This window comes from Streptomyces sp. NPDC093568 (assembly GCF_044764945.1).
In the GTDB taxonomy this organism is placed as follows: Bacteria; Actinomycetota; Actinomycetes; order Streptomycetales; family Streptomycetaceae; genus Streptomyces.
In genome coordinates this window covers 51,898-69,488 of record NZ_JBIWJD010000017.1, presented here as the reverse complement: position 1 = coordinate 69,488, position 17,591 = coordinate 51,898, and the positions used below count along the sequence as shown (strand labels likewise).

Below are 17,591 nucleotides of genomic sequence, written 5' to 3'. Positions count from 1 at the left end.
GCATCGATCCAGCTGAAACCCCCCGCACCTCCTCCGGGAAGGCTCTCGGGGGACTGCCAGGGGACACGCGGGGGACGGAAGGATCCGGAAGGAGGTCGGTGCGGTCGCCGCGCTTGCCGGTGAGCGGATCGAGGTGACGGTAGAGGGCGTCGTGTGCCTGGCGCCGCACCCGGTCGGTGTCGACGCCGCGGAACGCGTGCAGGGTGGCGACCACGGTGACGGCCTGGTAGTAGGGCGGGCCGACGGCGAGACGGGTGCCGATGAGACGGCGCTCGTCGAGGTGGCGGGTGATGCGGCCGAGGAGGGCGTCGCCGGGGACGAGTTGCTGCCGGCCGAATACCTCCTCCCCGGCGGACTCGCACACTGCTGTGCGGGCCTGACTCGATCGAGTTCGGCGAAATGAATGCGGGGTACCAGCGGCCCCGATGGCGTGATCGGCGGCAGGTGATCACCCGTCAGCGCCGGACCTCGTTGGCACCCAGCTAGGAGAAACCCGTCGGGAAGGTGGGGCCCGCCTCGACCGGTCACGCTCCTTTGACGCTCTGAGGGCCCCGGCACCCGCCCGAAGGACCGCGAAAGCCCACTGACCTGGCGTTTCTCTCGTTCCCGCTTCATGCGACGTGATTCCGATGACGCATCCAGTGGAGATTCCGCGCTCGGGTACCTTGGCGGTTGTCCTAACGGAGTTTGGCGGATACGAATAGGGACAATCCGAGCCGTCAGGTGCGCTTGAGCTTCATGGGGTGAACCGAGCGGGACCGTCCTGGCGACCGTCTGCCCGCTTGTCGGCGGTCGGGGCTCGGGCCCTGCTCGTAACGGCCGCAGCCCTCCCCGACCAGGCGCTTGCCCATGGCGGTGATCAGCGGGTCGCGGCGGCCGATCTGGAGGAACCGGCGCCCGGGAGCGCCTCGTACTCGGGCCGGGGCCGGGGCCGGGGCTGGGGCCGGCGGTCGGAGCCTCCGCCGCCGCCCGGCTTGACCCGCAGGCGGTCCGCGATGCGGGAGCGCAAGCCGTCCATCGTAAGCCGCGCGGGTCCTGCCTGCCCGGCTCCCACTCGTCGTGGCCGATGACGGAACGTTCGCTCCAGCCGTGGTGGCGGCAGATCGCGGCCGAGACCTTCTCGCTGGCCTCCTTCTGCGCCTCGGGTCAGGGGTCCCTGCCGTCGCGAGGTCGATGCAGTGGGGCTCGAGATCAGGTTCGGTGCGCGATGCGATGCGGCCTGGACACGGATCCGGCAGACCCGGGTCGGCGATCGCGTCGAGATCACCGCTCCCGGAAGCCCGCCCCAACGGGCCGCCGTCGCCCACAAGTTCGACGCCAGGGGGTACCTGTTCACGCAGATGGTCCCGGCACGACAGCTCTCGGCGCTGTACGCCTGCCTCATGCCCGCGCCCGGTGACGCGCGCGAGTGCGTCGCGACGTGGGGCCTCGCTCAGCGGCTGGCGGCGAGTGCCGCGAGGACGGCGCGGGTGAGGCGGGCGACGTAGGCCTCGTCGGTGGGTCCGCCGACCGCGAGCATCCTGAAGTACAACGGGGCGCCGAACAGGTCGACGGCCAGGCCCATGTCGATGTCGGCCGGCAGCTCTCCGCGGTCGATCGCCTGCTGCAGCACCGTCGCCACCGCGGCGCGCCGGGGGGCGAGGACCGCCTCGTGGAGCGCGGCGCTCAGCGAGGGGTTGCGGGCCGACTCGGCGACCAGGTCGGGGACGATCCGGCCGACGAGTGGATGGCGGAGGTCGGCCATGGTGTCCCGGACGAACCGTTCGACGTCGTCGCGCAGTGACCCGGAGCCGGCCGTCGCGGGGAGGTGTTCGGCGGCGGCCTCGGAGACCAGCTCCACGACCATCGTCTCCTTGGAGGGCCAGCGGCGGTAGAGGGCCGCCTTGCCGACGCGGGCCCGGCGGGTCACGGCCTCCATCGACATCCGCGCGAAGCCGGTCTGGGCGAGCTCCTCGAACACAGCCCGCCTGATCGTCTCGGTCACGGACTCCCGCAGGACCGCGGAGCCCGTGGGCCTGCGGTCGACGTCGTCACGGCTGGTCGATTCCACTGCGGGAGATTAACACCGGACGGAACGGTTGCGTTCCGTCCGGGCCCGGTGTACGTTCCGGCGCGAGACGGAACGGATCTGTTCCGTTCCATCTCGAAAGGGGTCCCGATGAAGTTCCTCTTCGACGACGCGGCGTTCTCCTTCCAGGCGCTGCGCACGGCCGGGCACGCCGCTTACGCGGGCGCCGATCTCGGCGAGGTCCTGGCCGTCTGCCGCGACATCCCCGACGGCGACGAGGAGGCCTGGTGCCGGGGGTGGACCGCCGTCGCCGAACGCCTCCACCGTGTCGGTGCCGAGGCACTCGCCGCCGGCCACCGGGTCAGCGCCCGCGAGTCCCTCCTGCGGGCCTCGAACTACTACCGCACCGCCGACTTCTTCCGCGTCGAGGACCGGGACTCCGACCTCGAGTCCGCCCGCCTCGCCCGGTGCTCGCGGCAGACCTTCGCGCAGGCGGCACAGCTGTTCGACACTCCGGTCGTGCCCCTGCGGATCCCCTACGACGACACCACCCTCCCGGGATACCTGTTCCTCGCGGACGACACGGGCCGCAGCCGGCCCACCGTCATCCACCACGGCGGATACGACTCCACCCTGGAGGAGCTGTACTTCATGGTGGCCGGCGGGGCACTGCGCCGCGGCTACCACGTCCTCGCCTTCGAAGGCCCCGGCCAGCAGTCCGTCCGGCGGGAGCAGGGACTGGTCTTCCGGCCGGACTGGGAACACGTGGTCACACCCGTGGTGGACCACGCCCTGACCCGCCCGGAGGTGGACCCTGAGAGGCTTGTGCTGTGGGGCACCAGCTTCGGCGGACTGCTGGCCGCCCGCGCCACGGCCTTCGAGAACCGCTTCGCAGCGTGCGTCCTGCACAACGGGGTCTACGACTTCTACGAGGTCCCCCTTCGCGGCATTCCGCCCCACCTCGGCGAGTGGGTGACGGACGGCCGGGACGACGTGGCCGGGCCCGCGCTGGCCGTCAGCATGGCCCAGAGCACCCAGGCGCGCTGGTTCCTGCGGCACGGCATGTGGGTCTTCGGGGCCAAGACACCCCCCGAGGCGCTGCGCGCCTGCGCTCCGTACAACCTCGACACCGCGGCCGCGCACATCACCTGCCCCACGCTCGTCCTCGACGCGGAGAACGACCTGCCCTTTCACGGCGAGGCCCGGCGGGTGCACGATGCGCTGCGCTGCGCGAAGGAGCTGATGCTGTTCACCATCGCCGAAGGGGCCGGCGAACACTGTCAGGAAGGCGCGACACTCCGCTTTCACCAGCGGGTCTTCGACTGGCTCGACGAACGTCTGGCCCGCGCATGACCGTTGGGGCGGACACCCGGTCGGCCACGGCGGACGGCACCCGCCGCCGGGCCCGCACCGTCCTGGTCCTGCTGGCGCTCTTCATCGTCGTCAACGCCGCTGACAAGGCCGTCCTCGGCCTGACCGCGGGCCCCATCAAGGACGACCTCGGGCTCTCCGCCACCGAGTTCGGCACCATCGCCAGCAGCTTCTACCTCCTGTTCAGCCTCTCGGCCGTCTCGGTCGGCTTCCTGGGCGACCGCATCCGCCCCCGGCCCCTGCTCGCCGTGCTCGCCCTCGTCTGGGCGGCGGCGCAACTGCCGATCCTCCTCCCCGCCACAGGATTCGGAGCCCTCGTCGCCACCCGGGTCGTGCTCGGCGCGGGGGAGGGGCCGGGCTTCCCGCTGGCCAACTACACGGCGTTCACCTGGTTTCCGGAGAAGCGGCGCGCGCTGCCCTCGGCCGTCGTGGTCGCGGGCGGCGCGGGGGGCACCGTCCTGGCCGCCCCGCTGGTCGTTCTGGTCACCAACACCCTCGGCTGGCGGGCCGCGTTCGGCCTGCTCGGGGCCGCCGGGGTGGTGTGGACCCTGGTCTGGCTGAGGGTCGGCGGCGGCGGGCCGTACGCCGCACACCCGGGCCCCGGACCGGCAGACGACGACCCGTCGGCGGGGGACGTTCCGACGGTCTCCGCCGACCGGGCGCGCCCCACGGTCCCCTTCCGGCGCATCGTCACCACGGGCACCTGGCTCGGGGCCACCTTCTCCACCTTCGCGGTCATGTGGACGCTCTCCCTGGGTTTCGCCTGGCTGCCGCTCTTCCTGGAGGAACAGGCGGGCTTCAGCGACGCGGAGATCAGCGGGATCGTCGGGCTGCCGGCCCTGTCCATGGCCGTCCTGGTCCTCACCGCGGGAGCCGTCGCGCACCGGCTGCTGCGGAGAGGGGTGACCGCCCGGGTCGCGCAGGGACTGGTCGGCGCGCTGCTGCCGCTTCTCGCCGGAGTGTGTCTGCTACTCGCGACTCGGGCGGGTCCCGCCGCCCTCCTGCTGCCGTTGCTGGTCCTGGCGTTCTCCGCGGGCAACGGACAGACCCCCCTTACCAACGCGGCGATCGCGGACATCTGCCCGGCCGGCCGGCGCAGCGCCGCCCTGGGCCTCTCCTACGCCCTCGCCGCCCTCTCGAGCCTGCTCGCCCCCTATGTCACCGGGCGGATCATCGACGCGGCGCCCACCGAGGCCGCCGGCTACGGCCGGGCCTTCGACCTGGCCGCCTGTCTGCTGATCGCCGGTGCCGTGGTCTCGGCGCTCCTGATCCGACCAGACCGGGACGCCCTCACCCTGCTCGCCGCACACCCGGCGACGTCCAGCGCGTCCGCCGCCTCCAGCGTGTCCGCCGCCTCCAGCGCGTCCGCCGAGTCCGGTGCGGACGCGGAGCCCACAGCGAAGGAGTGACCCGATGCCCGTAGACATCGCCGTCGTCCACGGGGCACGTACCCCGATCGGCCGATACAAGGGCGCACTGAGCTCGACTCCCGCGCACCGGCTGGGCGCTCTCGTGATCCGCGAGGCGGTCGTCGGCGGTGGGCTGGACCTCGGCGCCGTGAGCGAGGTCGTCCTGGGCTGCGTGGGCCAGGTGGGCCCCGACGCGTTCAACGCCCGGCGTGCGTCCCTGGCCGCCGGGCTGCCCGTGACGACCCCCGCGTACAACGTCAACAGGCTGTGCGGGTCCGGACTGCAGGCCGTCTGGTCGGCCGCGCAGAGCCTCACCCTCGGCGAGGCGGACGTCGTCGTGGCGGGCGGCAACGAGTCGATGACCCGTCAGCCGCTGCTCGACTACAGCGAACGGGCCCCCGACGAGGTGCCGGGAGAGCCGACCGTGGACGGCACCGTTTCCCTGGTCACCGACCCCTTCGGGCGTTACCCGATGGGCATGACGGGCGAGGTGGTGGCGGACCGGTACGACATCTCGCGGCAGCGCCAGGACAGGTGGGCCGCCGAGAGTCAGCGCCGGGCCGCCGTCGCCGTCCGCGAGGGACGTTTCGACGAGCAGATCCTGCCCGTGGCCACCCCGGGCGGCGTCGTGGAGCGGGACGAACATCCCCGGCCCGGCACGACGGTGGACAAGCTCGCCGGCCTGGCTCCCGTGTTCTCGCAGAACGGCACGATCACCGCCGGGAACTCCGCCGGCATCAACGACGGCGCTGCCGCCGTGCTGCTGATGCGCTCGGCCGATCTCACCCCCGGCGCCGCACCGCTGTGCCGGCTGCGCGACGCGGTCGTCACCGCGCTGGAGCCGGAGATCATGGGCGTCGCCCCTGCCGAGGCGATCCGCGGCCTGCTGCATCGCAACGGCCTCACCCTGGACGCGATCGACGTGATCGAACTCAACGAGGCGTTCGCCGCCCAGGTCCTGGCCGTCATGGACGAACTCAAGCTCGATCCGGACCGCGTCAACCCGAACGGCGGGGCGATCGCCCTCGGCCATCCCATCGGCGCCACGGGAACCGTCCTGTTGCTCAAGGCGGCTCACGAACTGCGCCGCACGGGCGGCCGGTTGGCCGTGATCGCCCTGTGCATCGGCGGCGGCCAGGGAATCGCCGCACTGATCGAGAACCCGGACGGGACCCGATGAGCGAGTACGTCTGGCATCCCACGCCGGAGTTCACCGAACACGGCAACATCGCGGCCTTCTGCCGCGAGCACGGCATCGACGGCGGCTACCGCGAACTGCACACCAGGTCCGTCACCCACCCCCAGTGGTTCTGGGAACGGGCCGCGGCGGACATCGGCATCGTCTGGCACACGCCGCCGACGCGCGTGTGCGACGACACCGGAGGCATCGCCTTCACCCGCTGGTTCCCGGGCGGACGCACCAACCTCGTGGACTCCTGTCTCCACCGCCATCTACGGCAGGGGCGCGGGCGGGCTCCCGCACTGCGCTGGGAGCGGGAGGACGGCACGAAGGGGGTTCTCACGTACGACGAGGTCGCCGTCCGCAGCGCCCGGGTGGCAGGCGGACTGCGCGCCCTCGGGGTCGTGGAGGGCGACCGGGTGGCCGGGTATCTGCCGGCCGGTCCCGAGGCCTTCGTCCTGCTCTTCGCCTGTGCGCGCATCGGCGCCGTGCTGGTGCCGCTGTTCTCCGGCTTCGGCCCCGAGGCGATCGCCGTACGGCTTGTCGACGCCGGGGCGAAGATCCTGGTCACCGCGGCGGCCGCCACCCGGCACGGCCGCCGGTACGACATGGAGACGGTGGCCCGTACAGCACTGGAAAAGGCCACGTGCGTACGTCATCTCGTCGTCGTTCCAGAAGAGCCGGGCGCAACGCCCCGTGCGTCGAGGCCCTCCGGGGCGGGCGACGTGTCGCAGGACGAGCCGACCGCCTCGCCGGGGCCCGCGACGACGACTTGGCACAGCCTCTCCGGCGCCGAGCCCGCCGAGACCGTCTCGCTCTCCACCGCCACCCCCTTCCTCCTGCTGCACACGTCGGGCACCACCGGGCGCCCCAAGGGCGCGATGCACACCCACGGCGGCTTCCCGGTCCAGGTCGGCAGCGAGACCCGGTACAACCTCGACCTGCGGCCGGACGACGTGGCCTTCTGGGTCACCGACCCCGGCTGGATCATGTTCCCGCTCGTCGCCGTGGGCGCCACCCTCGCCGGCGCCTGCGTCCTGGCGTACCAGGGCGCGATCGACCATCCGGACGTCACCCGCCTGTGGCGGCTGCTCGACGACCACGGGGTCACCGTCTTCGGCAGCTCGCCCAGCCTGGCCCGCATGCTGATGGGCCGCGACCCGAAGCCTCCGGCGCCGTCCCGGTTGCGCGTCCTCGGCTCCACCGGCGAGCCGTGGACCGAGGAGGCGTGGCGCTGGTACTTCGCCGACTTCGGCGGCAAACGCTGCCCGGTGATCAACATCTGCGGCGGCACCGAGGTCGGCGGATCCCTGCTCGCCTCCGCGCCCACCCTGCCCCAGTCGCCGTGCAGCTTCTCGGGGCCCTGCCTGGGCATCGACGCGGCGATCGAGGACGACCAGGACACCGAGCCGCCCGAAGGACACGTCGGTGAACTGGTCGTGCGGCACTCCTGGCCCGGAATGACCCGGGGACTGTGGCGAGCGCGGGAACGCTTCGCCGACACCTACTTCGGCCGGAGGCCGGGCCGCTGGTCCCACGGCGACCTCGTCTCCCGGACCGGTGACGAGTGGTTCGTCCACGGCCGCCTCGACGACATCATCAAGGTGGCCGGCAAACGCCTCGGGCCCGCCGAGGTCGAGGACGCCGTCGTCGGCGACCCGGCCGTCGCGGAAGCGGCCGCGGTCGGGATACCGCACCCCGTCAAGGGCGAGGCCCTGTGGTGCTTCGCGGTGCCGGCGGCCGGGCGGCCCCTCGGCGCACCGGAAGCCGAGCGGATCCGCGCACGGGTGGCCGACGCTCTCGGCCCCGCGTTCCGGCCCAGCCGGGTGGTCGCCGTACCGGAGCTGCCCAGGACCCGCAACGGCAAGGTGATGCGGCGGCTCATCCGCGGTCTCGTCACCGGCGAGGCGCTCGGTGACCTGTCCACCCTCGTCAACCCGGCCGGCCTCGACGCGATCCGTACCGCCCTGCAGGACCAGTGAAAGCGGGCCGTACCGCCCTGCAGGACCAGTGAAAGCGGGCAACCCGCCCACCGACCGAGGGAGTTCCATGCCGACGATCGACATCCTCCTGCCCGGCTTCGCCATCGACACCGACCAGGGCTATCCCGCCTTCTGCGGGGTGTTCCTGGTACGCGGCCCGGACGCCGCCGGACGGCACCGGAACATCCTCGTCGACGCCGCCCACGTCGGCCGCCGCCCCTTCCTGTGGAACGCGCTCGCCGCACACGGCCTCGACGCCGAGGACATCGACACCGTCGTCCTCACCCACGCCCACTGGGACCACGTCCAGAACATCGACCTGTTCCCGCAGGCCACCCTCGTCCTCCACCCCGACGAGCGCCGGTACGCGCACACCCCGCACGCCAACGACTGGGCCACGCCCGCCTGGACGGGGCTGCTCCTCGAACAACTCCCCGTCCGCGAGGTCATAGACGGGGAGGAGATCATCCCGGGCGTGGACGTCATCGGCCTGCCCGGCCACTCGCCCGGCAGCATCGGCGTGATCGTGCAGACCGAGCGGGGGCGCGCCACCATCACCGGCGACGCCCTGCACTTCGCGTACGTCGCCCTCACCAAACGCAACCCCCTGGTCTTCTGGGACGCCGACCAGGCCGCCCGCAGCATCGAACGGGTCCTTACCGTGTCCGACGTGGTCTACCCGGGCCACGACCGGCCGTTCCGGCTCACCTCGGATGCCGGCATCGACTACCTGGAACCCTTCGCGCTCACCCTGACCGGACTGCGGCCCGACACCCTTGGACTCCGCTTCGCCGAAGCCTCGTCACGCCCGCTGTGGGTCATGCCGGGCGTCCAGGAGCAGGCCACGCTGTACGAGAAGAACGCCGACGAGATCCAACGACGCATCAACCGGGTGCCGAAGGTGGTGCGCCCAGTTCCGCGAGAAGCCGGGCCAGCGAAGGGCTGAGCCGGTCGAAGAACGGATCGGGTGCCTGGCGCGGAAAGAAGTGACCGCCAGGGACGGTGGTCATGCGGAAGCTGTTCACGTACCTCCCCCAGGCCCGCACCGCGCTCGGGGTGACGAGCGGGTCGTCGACGCCCGCGAAAGCCTCGACGTGGAGCGGCAGCCGGGCCCGTTCGTCGTCCGGGTCCGGCAGTCCCGCCCGGTGGTGGGTCGCGCAGACCCGCAGGTCGTCGCGGAGGATGGGCAGCAGCACCCGCAGCCAGTCGTCCCGTCCGAGGAACCGCGGACTCAGACCGCCGAAGTCCACCAGGAGACGGGCCAGTTCGTGGTCGTCGTACCGGTCGGGCGGCGGCAGCGACGGCGACACGTACGGCGCCGCGTACGCCCCGAGGAACAGGGCCTCGGGAGGGCGGCCGCCCTCGCGCAGCCGGGCCGCCGTCAGCGCGAAGGCCACCATCGCGCCCATGCTGTGGCCGTAGGCGGCCCAGGGCCCCTCGTCGAGCCGAGGCGCGAGCTCGCGCCCGAGGGCCTCGACGACCTCGCCGGCGTCCTGGAAGCGGGGCTCGCGGTAGCGCGCCTCGCGGCCCGGCAACTGCACCGGCAGGACGTCGACGTCGAACGGAAGGCGACCGGGCCACGAGCTGAAGAACGAGGCGCCGCCGCCCGCGTGGTGGAAGCAGAACAGCCTGAGCCGGGCGCCCTCGCGGGGCGCCCGGCCGAGGCAGGACGCCGGAGCCGTAGTGGTCATGCAGGGGCTCCGGGCGATGTACGGGCGAGGCGGCGGCGTGCGCGCAGGACCTGGGCCCGGGCCGAGGCGGCCCGGCGGACGCCGCTCGCCGTGCCGGCCATGCGCAGCGCCTGCGACAGCAGCCACAGCCGGGTCTCGGCAGCCTGGTCGGGCCGGCCGCCGAGGGCGTCGTTCTCGACCAGGCGCAGGTGCGGCACGGTCTGCTCCAGCAACCGGACGTCGGACGGCGGCGCGACCTCGTCGTCGCGGCTCGCCGCGTACGCGACCGGGGTGTCCAGTCGGGTCAGCCGCTCCTCGTCGACGCCCCAGTCGGCGAGGGCGGCCGGGAGCCGGTCCACCGGCGTCCGCATCACATGGGACAGGGTCAGCGTCATCAGGTGGGGCAGCGGTGTGCGGTGCGCGGCGCGGGTGAAGAAGTCGCGCACCGGGGCACCGGCGGTCACCAGTCCCCGGATGCGATCGTCCTCCAGCGCGTGTCGCAGGGCGAGATGCCCGCCGAAGCTCAGGCCCACGACACAGGTACGGGAGGCGTCGGCGGCACGGCCGAGCAGGTCGAGGAGATACGTGAGCATGAGCGTGCTGTCCGATCCGTAGGTGAGGGTGTTCTCGCCGACGCCTGGCAGTTCCGTGACCACGACGGCCGCGCCGAGCCGGTCGGCTTCGGCCAGCACCGGGGCCCACTGCTCCTTCGTGCTGGTGACGCCGCCCAGAACGAGGATGAGCGGGAGCCTGCTGCGCTGGGACAGCCCGGCGGCCCAGCAGGCGAAGCCCGCCCCGTCGAAGGGCAGATCGAGCCGGGAGATGCCGCGGACGCGTTTGCGCCAGCGGTCGAAGGCCTCCACACCGGCGCTCTGTGCCGCCTGCCGGCTCGGCCCGTCGACGTACGGGAAGCGGGCCATCGTGTAGTAGCGAACCGCGTCCAGATCGCGGCCGCGTGCCTCGGCCGCCTTCGCGAGCGACGACCACTGGTGGGTCCAGACGACGGGGCCTTCGCCCTCGGCGTCCTCATCGAGGTTCCGCATCACCCGGTGGACGACATCTGCGGGGATGCCCTGGGCGTACGCGTGGGGAAGGGCGAACCTGCGCAACTCGGCTACGGGGATCACCGGGCCGTTCCTTTCTCTTCGGGGACACGTGCCTCTTCCGGGACACGCGCCGGGACCTCGGACGCGCCGCCGGTTCCCGGCCCGTTCCCACCGCCGGTGACGAGGCGGGCGAGGCCGTCCCGCATCCGCCTGCCGAAGCCGGGGGACAGGACGAGGTCCAGCTGGGTGTCGAGGAACAGGGCGCGGAAGTGCAGGCAGGTTCCGGGTTCGGCGGATACGAGTGCGGGATCGACCTGGGGCGTGGTCACCGGCCCGCCACCACTTCGTACATCTGCCGGAAGGTCCTCGTCTCCAGCAGGTCGACCACTGGGATGGGCCGGCCGACGAGGTTCTCCACGACGGTCACCAGCCGCAGCAGCAGCACCGAGTCCCAGTCGGGGAAGTCGTCCAGGGGGCGGTCGAGGTCCTCGGCCCGGACCTGCAGGCCGAGTTCCTCCTCCAGGAGAGTGCGGAACTCTTCGGTGTCGGCGAGGGCAGTGGTCATGCGGAGTCTCCGTCGAACGGCCCGAACGCGGCTTGCAGCCGCAGATGGGCGGGGGCAGGGGTGATGTCGCCGAGGTCGTGCCGCAGGGTGACGGCGTCGGGGTGGTCCGGATCGGTGCCGGTGACGGCGAAGCCGTGCTCGGCGTAGAAGGAGGCGAACGCGGAGTTGCGGGGCGTGGGCCGATAGCGGCCCGTCACGGCGCCCGCGCCGGTGTCACGGGCGAACTCCAGCACCGCCGTCACGCAGGCGCTCTCGATGCCCCGGGAGAACACCCGGCAGCTGAGGACGAAGTTGTCGATGCGCAGCACCTCCGCGTCGCGCCGCAGGAACAGGGCGCCGACCAGGCCGTGGTCGCCGAACCGGTCGCGCGCCCGCACCGCGATCACGTGCAGCCCCGGACGCTTCATCCGCGCCGACACCTGCGGGACCTGAAGGCGTTCGGTGGCCAGGTGGAACTGGTTGGTGCGCAGCGTGAGCTGGGAGACCCGGGCGATCTCCGACTCCTCCGGCGGCCGCAGGAGGACCTCCAGCCCGAGTCCTTCGAGATAGTCCTGGTAGGAACCGAAGTCCTCGCGGAATTCCTGCCGCAGGGCCTCGGTGCGGTAGCGGCCGGCCCGTTCCAGGTCGGCCTCGGTGAGCTCGAACAAGTCGAACCAGCCGTCGGCCAGCAGCGCCGCGGGGTGCAGGGCGGGCTCCTCGTCGACGGGGACGACGGCGACGTCGGGCAGCTGCTCGGCGACCAGCCCGCACTCGAAGAGGCTGTCGTCGACGAAGACGAAGCTGTCCAGGCCGAGCCCGAGCCGGTCGGCGATGTCGCGGAGATTGTCGTGCTTCGCCTTCCAATTGGCGTTGACGCGGACGAAGTCGTCCTCGCGGAGCACCATGGCCGGATGGGTGCGCAGCATCTCGCGTACCGCGTCGGTGTCGTTCTTGCTGCTCACCGCCAGCAGCACGCCCTGCGCGCCGAGTTGCCCGAGCACCCGCTGGAACTCCTGGAAGGCCTCGCCCCGCAGGCCGGAGCCGAGGGCGACGCCGCCGGGCCCGTCCTCCCCGAGCACCCCTCCCCACAGCGTGCCGTCCAGGTCCAGCACCAGACACTTGCGGGTGCGGCCCAGGCGCGCGCGGACGACGTGGGCGGCCTCCCGGGCGTAGGCGGCGAGCAACGCGTCGGACAGCCGGGCGCGGGCGTACTGCGAGGTGCGTGGATCGCACGCGGGAACGCCCTCGGCCACCAGCGGATCGAGGTCCACGACGACCACCCCGGGGTGTCGCTCGGCGAGGGACAGCAGACCGCGGTTGAAGTCCCGCCACACCGCGCCGAGCCGGGCGCGGGAGCGCAGGTCGACCAGCTGGTGGGTGTAACGGCGGTGCAGCGGCACGGTGTTGAGGACGAGCAGGCCACGCCCGGCCTCCTGGTGGGTGCGCACGGCGCCGGCGACGAGCGAGAGCCGGGCCCGTGCCGCTGCCTCGACGTCTTCGACCCGCCAGGGCACGGTGACGTCGTCGAAGACCGTGTGCGCGTCGAGCAGACACAGCGTGAGTTGCGGCTGCTCCTCTCCGGCCGCCGCGGGCCGCATCAGGTCCTGCAAATAAGAACCGTACGGTGCGACTCTCGCCTCCAACAGCAGACCGTGCCGGGCCAGTTCGGCGGTGAGGGGGGCCACAAGGGGGGCCACCGTGGAGTGGCCCGTGACGGTGACCGTGACCACCGGCACGTCGGCGTGGCGGCATACCTCCTTCGCATCGAGCCGGGCCAGCAGCTGGCCCGCGGCCGGCAGGTCGGTCGCCGGCATGCGTGCCAGCAGGGCCCGTACCCGTCCGTACTCCGTGGCGAGCGTGCCCGCCCGATGCAGGGCGCGCAGGGTGCCGAGAGCCTGGGGGTCGTGCCAGGTGCCGGAGGCGCCGAAGGTGCGGTTCCCGGTCTCGGTCATGAACGCTCCAGGGCGATACCTGACTTGATCCACTTGCTGGACTCGATGGCGACCGCGACCGCGCGCCCGGGGCCGTCCCACTGCCGCAGCAGCTCGGCGAGCTGGAGGAACGGCAGGGCGTTGCCGTTGTTCCCGACGGTGCGCACCACGTTGACACGCCGGGCTTCCGGGGCGGGCATGCCCGCGGAGATGCGGTCGCTCATCCGGCCGGAGAGCTGTGGGGGCAGCAGGAAGTCCACTGCGTCGGCGCTCCAGCCGAGGTCGTCGAGGAGCTCCCAGAACATCTGCCCGGCCATGACCGGCACCGCCTCCTCGATCGCCTTGTAGTCCTCGAAGACAGCCGTGCGGTCGCTGTGCCGGTCGCCGAGCCCGAACCAGTCGATGACCTGGCCGGGCTCCCGGCCCAGGCCCACCAGCCGGTTGAGCACCTGCCGGATCTCGATGCCCTGGCCCCTTGCCTCGGTGCTGAGCACGGCCGCGCCGGCCCCGTCGCCGAAGAGCACGTAGTTGACGAGTTCGGCGGAGGTACGGCTGCCGGGGTCGAAGTCCGTCTGAAGATGCTTGGCACACACGTCACCGCCGATCACCAGCGCGGTGGTGCAGCGCCCGGCCAGCAGCAGGGTGCGGGCCACGTCCAGGGCCTGTACGGCACCGGCGCAACCGGACTGGAGCTGGTACGTGGGGACGTTGTCGACGCCGAGCCGGTCCGCGACCAGGTTCACCGTGGCGGGCATCAGATGGTCCGGGGTTGCCGTGCCCAGGACGACGCAGTCGACGTCCCCCGGCTCCAGGCCGGCCTCCGCCAGCGCCCGGTCGGCCGCGGTCGTCGCGATGTCGGCCAGGCTGTGCCGTGTCTGGCCGGTCGCCAGGTCGACGGCCAAGTACCGGCTGATGTTGCCGGTGAACATCTCGGCCCATGTCTCGTCGACGCCGACGAGTTTGGCCAGGGTCGCGTTGTCCACCGGGTCCCCGGGCAGGCAGGTGCCGACCGAGGCCAGGTACGCGGTGGGAGGTGCCATCAACGTGTTCCTTCCATGGTCATGGGAAGGGGGGTGGCGGAGCCGTGGGGGAGTTGGCCGCGCAGGTACGCGACCAGGTCGGCCACCGTGCGCAGGCTGGCGAGCAGGTCCTCGATCGGGAGCGACCCGAGCTGCGGCAGCGCGTCCTCGATTCGGGTCTTCAGCTCCATGACCCGGATCGAGTCGAAGCCCAGGTCCTCGTGGAGCCGGTCGTGGTCGTGCACGTGCTGCGGGTCGTGCCCGCCGACCCGGCACACCAGACGGCGTGTCAGCACGGCGAGGGAGTCCGGCAGGTCCCCCGCCGGGGCCGGCGGGCACGATTCCCCGCGGTCCGCGCCACTCGGTACCGCGGCGGTGTCCGCGCCAGGGGGGACTGATGGCGTGGACGGTTCCGGATGTCCGGGGGCGGCACCGGAGCGCCAGGACCGGAACGACTCGTCGAACAGGTACGGCGGCAGTCGGCGCGGCACCCGGTCCGCCGCGTCGTACAGCAGGTCCCAGTCCGGCGTGAGACCGGCGCACCACAGCTCCCCGAACAGCTGCTGGGGGCGGTGTCCGGGAGCGTGCTCTCCCGGGTGCGCGCTGTGCAGGCTCACGGCATGGTCCCCGTCCGCCCGCAACGTCGACAGCAGCGGGGTGAGCACCGCGCGCGGGCCGATCTCCACCACATGGGTGACGCCGGTGGCGAGGAGCGCGCCCGCGGCCTCGGCGAACCGGACCGGCTCGGTGATCTGCCGCGCCCAGTAATCGGCGTCCATGGTCTCCTCGCCGCTCAGCTCACGGCCGTACACCGTCGAGAACACCGGTAGCGCCGGCCGCCGGTCGGACACGTCCGCGCACTCCCGGCGGAACTCCTCGACCACGGGCCGCATCAGCGGCGAGTGGAAGGCATGCGAGACGGTGAGCCGCCGGACCGATACCTCGCGCTCGGCCAACTCCTTCTCCACCGCGGCCAGTTCGTCGAGGTCCCCGGCGATCACGGTGCTGCGCCGGCCGTTGACCGCGGCCACGCCCAGCCGCGCCCGCCCCACCAGCAGCGGTTCCACCTCCGTGGCGGCCAGGCCCACCGAGAGCATCCCGCCGTCCTTGGGCAGCTTCTCCATCAGCGCCCCGCGCCGGGCGACCAGCCGCGCCGCGTCCGCCACGTCCAGCGCCCCGGCCGCGCACGCGGCGGCGAACTCGCCGATGCTGTGCCCGATCACGTACGACGGCCTGATCCCGGCCTCGGTCAGGGTGGCGGCCATCGCGTACCCCACGGCGAACAGCGCGGGCTGGGCCAGCCGCGCGCCCTGGACGTCCGCGTCTGCGTCGAGCACCTGGTCGCGCACGGACACTCCGGTGTGCGGGGCGAGCAGCGTGTCGATCTCGTCGAGGTGGCGCGCGTAGGCGGGGCACGATCGGTACCAGGACGCGGTCATACGAGGGTGCTGGGCGCCCTGCCCCGTGAAGGCGAACGCCACCGACGGCACCCCTCGCCGCCCGCCGTCCCCCCGCGCGGTCCCCTCGGCGCGCTCCGCGGCCTCCCGCAACCCGGCGACCAGCGTGGGCAGTTCGCCCGCTGCCACGGCCGCGCGGTGTGGCAGCCGGGACTTGACGCGGTTGCTGGTCCAGCACAGCTGCGCCAGCTGGCTCCCGGGACGGCGGGACAGGGCGTCGGCCTGCGCCAGCAGATTCGCGCGCAGCCGCTCCGGGGTGCGGGCGGAGAGGGTGAACACGCCCGGTGCCGCGTGCCGGCTGTGGTGGACCGCGTGGGGCGCGGAGCCCAGCACCGCGTGCGCGTTGCTGCCGCCCATGCCGAAACTGCTCACCGCGGCGTGCACGGTGCCGGACGGCAGCTTGAGCGGCGACCTCAACAGGGACAGCCGGCGCCCGGCCAGATCCAGTTTCGGGTTCTCGTGGTCGGCGAACCGACTCGGCGGCACCGTGCGGTGGTGCAGTGCGAGGACGGCCTTGATGAGCCCGGCGATCCCGGCCGCGCCCTCCGCGTGCCCGAAATTGCTCTTGACCGAGCCCAGAGCGACGCTTCCGCCGCCGCGGCGACTGGTCAGCTCGCCGAGCGCCTGGACCTCGATGAAGTCGCCCAGCAGCGTCCCGGTGCCGTGCGCCTCCACGAAGCGGATGTCATCGGCGGTGACGCCGGCCCGCCGCCACACGGACTCGATGAGCCGCTGCTGCGCCCAGCGGTTGGGCGCCGTGATGCCGTTGCTGCGCCCGTCCTGGTTGATCCCGGTCTCCTTCAGCACGGCGTACACCGGCTGGCGGTCCGCCAGAGCGTCGCTCAGTCTGCGCAGTACCAGCACCGCCACGCCCTCGGCCCGTCCGATCCCGTCGGCGGAGGCGCTGAACGGCTTGCAGCGGCCGTCCGGTGCCGAGAGGCCGGCCTGGGCGTAGAAGATGTTGATGACCGGCGTCATGATCAGGTTGGTGCCGGCCGCGAGGGCGTGGTCGCACTCCTTGGCGCGCAGCGCGTTCACCGCGAGGTGGACGGCGACGAGCGAGGAGGAGCAGGCCGTGTCCACCGCCAGGCTGGGGCCCTTGAGGTCGAGGTGGTACGAGACGCGGTTCGCGCCCATGAAGTAGCCGTTGCCCGAGCCGTAACGAGCGGTGATCCGGTCGTAGTCGGCGAGTTGCAGGTACGCCCACTCGTTGGCCATCACCCCGACGAACACGCCGGTCTCGGTGCCGGCCAGGTCCTGCGGAGCGAGCGCGGCGTCCTCGATGGCCCGCCACGAGCACTGCAGCAGCAGCCGTTGCTGCGGATCCATGGCGGTGGCCTCGCGCGGGGCGATCCCGAAGAAGCCGGGGTCGAAGGCATCGGGGTCGGCGATGAAGCCGCCGCGCACCGAGTTGCTGCGGCCCCGCGGCCGGGCCTCGCGGGTGCTCTGCGGGGCGGCCGACGGAGTGGCGTAGTAGCGGTCGGCGTCCCAGCGCTGTTCGGGCACGCGGTCCGTGCCGTCGCGTCCGTCCATGAGGAGCGACCAGTACTCCTGGGCGTTGCGGGCGCCGGGGAAGCGGCAGTCGAGGCCGACGACCGCGATGGGTTCGCGTTCGGTCATGAGGGCTCCTCGTCGTGCTTCGCCTTGTCGGCCAGGCGCTCGGCGAGGTGACCGGTGATCGCGTGGACGGTCGGGAAGTCGTACGCGATGGTGGGGGCGACCGCGAGCCGGTAGTGCTGTTCGATCTCGCCGCAGATGCTGATGGCCGCGACCGAGTCGATGCCGTAGTCGGCGAGCGGAGTGTCGGGGTCGATCTCGTCGCACGCCCGGTGCAGGTGGAAGGCCACCCGTTCGGTCAGCCACAGCTCGAGGTCGGCGGCGTTCCCCTGCGGCGAGGGACGGTCCAGGGATTGGGGGGTGGCGGTACGCGTGTCGGGGGCGATGCTCATGGCGTACTTCTCTCTCGGGATCTCG

The 17,591-nt window shown here is 72.5% G+C and carries 16 protein-coding genes and 1 pseudogene; 6 read left to right on the top strand and 11 right to left on the bottom strand.

The features are described from left to right. Window positions 1–115: 115 nt before the first annotated feature. Together ACIRD7_RS39315 and ACIRD7_RS39310 are read right to left on the bottom strand one after the other, a co-directional pair. Window positions 116–328, bottom strand: a pseudogene (locus ACIRD7_RS39315) (putative baseplate assembly protein); the annotation flags it as partial. Window positions 329–859: 531 nt separating this feature from the next. Further along, window positions 860–1,009, bottom strand: a complete 150-nt coding sequence (locus ACIRD7_RS39310; protein WP_403460804.1) for a hypothetical protein — start codon at window positions 1,007–1,009, stop codon at window positions 860–862. Window positions 1,010–1,178: 169 nt separating this feature from the next. Here ACIRD7_RS39310 and ACIRD7_RS39305 point away from each other — a divergent pair, with 169 nt between their 5' ends. Beyond that, the gene (locus ACIRD7_RS39305; RefSeq protein WP_403460803.1) at window positions 1,179–1,487 is read left to right on the top strand and encodes a DUF2690 domain-containing protein; all 309 of its coding nucleotides are present in this window, start codon (window positions 1,179–1,181) and stop codon (window positions 1,485–1,487) included. On the opposite strand, the gene ACIRD7_RS39300 is transcribed toward ACIRD7_RS39305, so the two are convergent. Continuing rightward, the gene (locus ACIRD7_RS39300) at window positions 1,433–2,050 is read right to left on the bottom strand and encodes a TetR/AcrR family transcriptional regulator (protein WP_403460802.1); all 618 of its coding nucleotides are present in this window, start codon (window positions 2,048–2,050) and stop codon (window positions 1,433–1,435) included. The two genes, ACIRD7_RS39305 and ACIRD7_RS39300, sit on opposite strands and share 55 nt — an antisense overlap. Before the next feature lie 108 nt (window positions 2,051–2,158). Between ACIRD7_RS39300 and ACIRD7_RS39295 the strand changes: the two genes are divergently transcribed. From ACIRD7_RS39295 to ACIRD7_RS39275, 5 genes are all read left to right on the top strand, one after another. After that, window positions 2,159–3,361 carry an alpha/beta hydrolase family protein gene (locus ACIRD7_RS39295; protein ID WP_403460801.1) on the top strand — a complete coding sequence of 401 codons (1,203 nt, stop codon included), beginning with the start codon at window positions 2,159–2,161 and terminating at the stop codon, window positions 3,359–3,361. Further along, window positions 3,358–4,788 (top strand): MFS transporter, encoded by a 1,431-nt coding sequence (locus ACIRD7_RS39290; protein ID WP_403460800.1) that lies wholly within the window; start codon window positions 3,358–3,360, stop codon window positions 4,786–4,788. The genes ACIRD7_RS39295 and ACIRD7_RS39290 overlap by 4 nt, the downstream gene beginning before the upstream one ends. A gap of 4 nt (window positions 4,789–4,792) precedes the next feature. Further along, complete coding sequence (locus ACIRD7_RS39285; RefSeq protein ID WP_403460799.1) at window positions 4,793–5,968, top strand: thiolase family protein; 1,176 nt, start codon at window positions 4,793–4,795, stop codon at window positions 5,966–5,968. Beyond that, on the top strand, window positions 5,965–7,950 hold the full coding sequence (locus ACIRD7_RS39280) for an AMP-binding protein (protein ID WP_403460798.1): 1,986 nt from the start codon (window positions 5,965–5,967) through the stop codon (window positions 7,948–7,950). Before ACIRD7_RS39285 ends, ACIRD7_RS39280 begins: the two co-directional genes overlap by 4 nt. A 67-nt stretch (window positions 7,951–8,017) precedes the next feature. Beyond that, on the top strand, window positions 8,018–8,896 hold the full coding sequence (locus ACIRD7_RS39275) for an MBL fold metallo-hydrolase (RefSeq protein WP_403460797.1): 879 nt from the start codon (window positions 8,018–8,020) through the stop codon (window positions 8,894–8,896). Here ACIRD7_RS39275 and ACIRD7_RS39270 read toward each other — a convergent pair. The 8 genes from ACIRD7_RS39270 to ACIRD7_RS39235 are packed head-to-tail and all read right to left on the bottom strand — an operon-like array spanning window position 8,835 to window position 17,566. After that, window positions 8,835–9,641 carry a thioesterase II family protein gene (locus tag ACIRD7_RS39270; RefSeq protein ID WP_403460796.1) on the bottom strand — a complete coding sequence of 269 codons (807 nt, stop codon included), beginning with the start codon at window positions 9,639–9,641 and terminating at the stop codon, window positions 8,835–8,837. The genes ACIRD7_RS39275 and ACIRD7_RS39270 overlap by 62 nt on opposite strands. Then, window positions 9,638–10,747, bottom strand: coding sequence for an alpha/beta fold hydrolase (locus tag ACIRD7_RS39265; RefSeq protein ID WP_403460795.1), 1,110 nt, complete (start codon window positions 10,745–10,747; stop codon window positions 9,638–9,640). Before ACIRD7_RS39265 ends, ACIRD7_RS39270 begins: the two co-directional genes overlap by 4 nt. Then, the gene (locus ACIRD7_RS39260; RefSeq protein WP_403460794.1) at window positions 10,744–10,995 is read right to left on the bottom strand and encodes a hypothetical protein; all 252 of its coding nucleotides are present in this window, start codon (window positions 10,993–10,995) and stop codon (window positions 10,744–10,746) included. The genes ACIRD7_RS39265 and ACIRD7_RS39260 overlap by 4 nt, the downstream gene beginning before the upstream one ends. Further along, window positions 10,992–11,231 carry a phosphopantetheine-binding protein gene (locus ACIRD7_RS39255; protein WP_403460793.1) on the bottom strand — a complete coding sequence of 80 codons (240 nt, stop codon included), beginning with the start codon at window positions 11,229–11,231 and terminating at the stop codon, window positions 10,992–10,994. The genes ACIRD7_RS39260 and ACIRD7_RS39255 overlap by 4 nt, the downstream gene beginning before the upstream one ends. Beyond that, complete coding sequence (locus ACIRD7_RS39250) at window positions 11,228–13,162, bottom strand: HAD-IIIC family phosphatase (protein WP_403460792.1); 1,935 nt, start codon at window positions 13,160–13,162, stop codon at window positions 11,228–11,230. Before ACIRD7_RS39250 ends, ACIRD7_RS39255 begins: the two co-directional genes overlap by 4 nt. After that, window positions 13,159–14,181 carry a 3-oxoacyl-ACP synthase III family protein gene (locus tag ACIRD7_RS39245; RefSeq protein WP_403460791.1) on the bottom strand — a complete coding sequence of 341 codons (1,023 nt, stop codon included), beginning with the start codon at window positions 14,179–14,181 and terminating at the stop codon, window positions 13,159–13,161. Before ACIRD7_RS39245 ends, ACIRD7_RS39250 begins: the two co-directional genes overlap by 4 nt. Continuing rightward, a complete protein-coding gene (locus ACIRD7_RS39240) occupies window positions 14,181–17,237 on the bottom strand; it encodes a type I polyketide synthase (protein WP_403460790.1) in 3,057 nt (1,018 codons plus the stop codon). The genes ACIRD7_RS39245 and ACIRD7_RS39240 overlap by 1 nt, the downstream gene beginning before the upstream one ends. Beyond that, complete coding sequence (locus ACIRD7_RS39235) at window positions 17,234–17,566, bottom strand: acyl carrier protein (protein ID WP_403460789.1); 333 nt, start codon at window positions 17,564–17,566, stop codon at window positions 17,234–17,236. Before ACIRD7_RS39235 ends, ACIRD7_RS39240 begins: the two co-directional genes overlap by 4 nt. Between the last annotated feature and the right edge of the window lie 25 nt (window positions 17,567–17,591).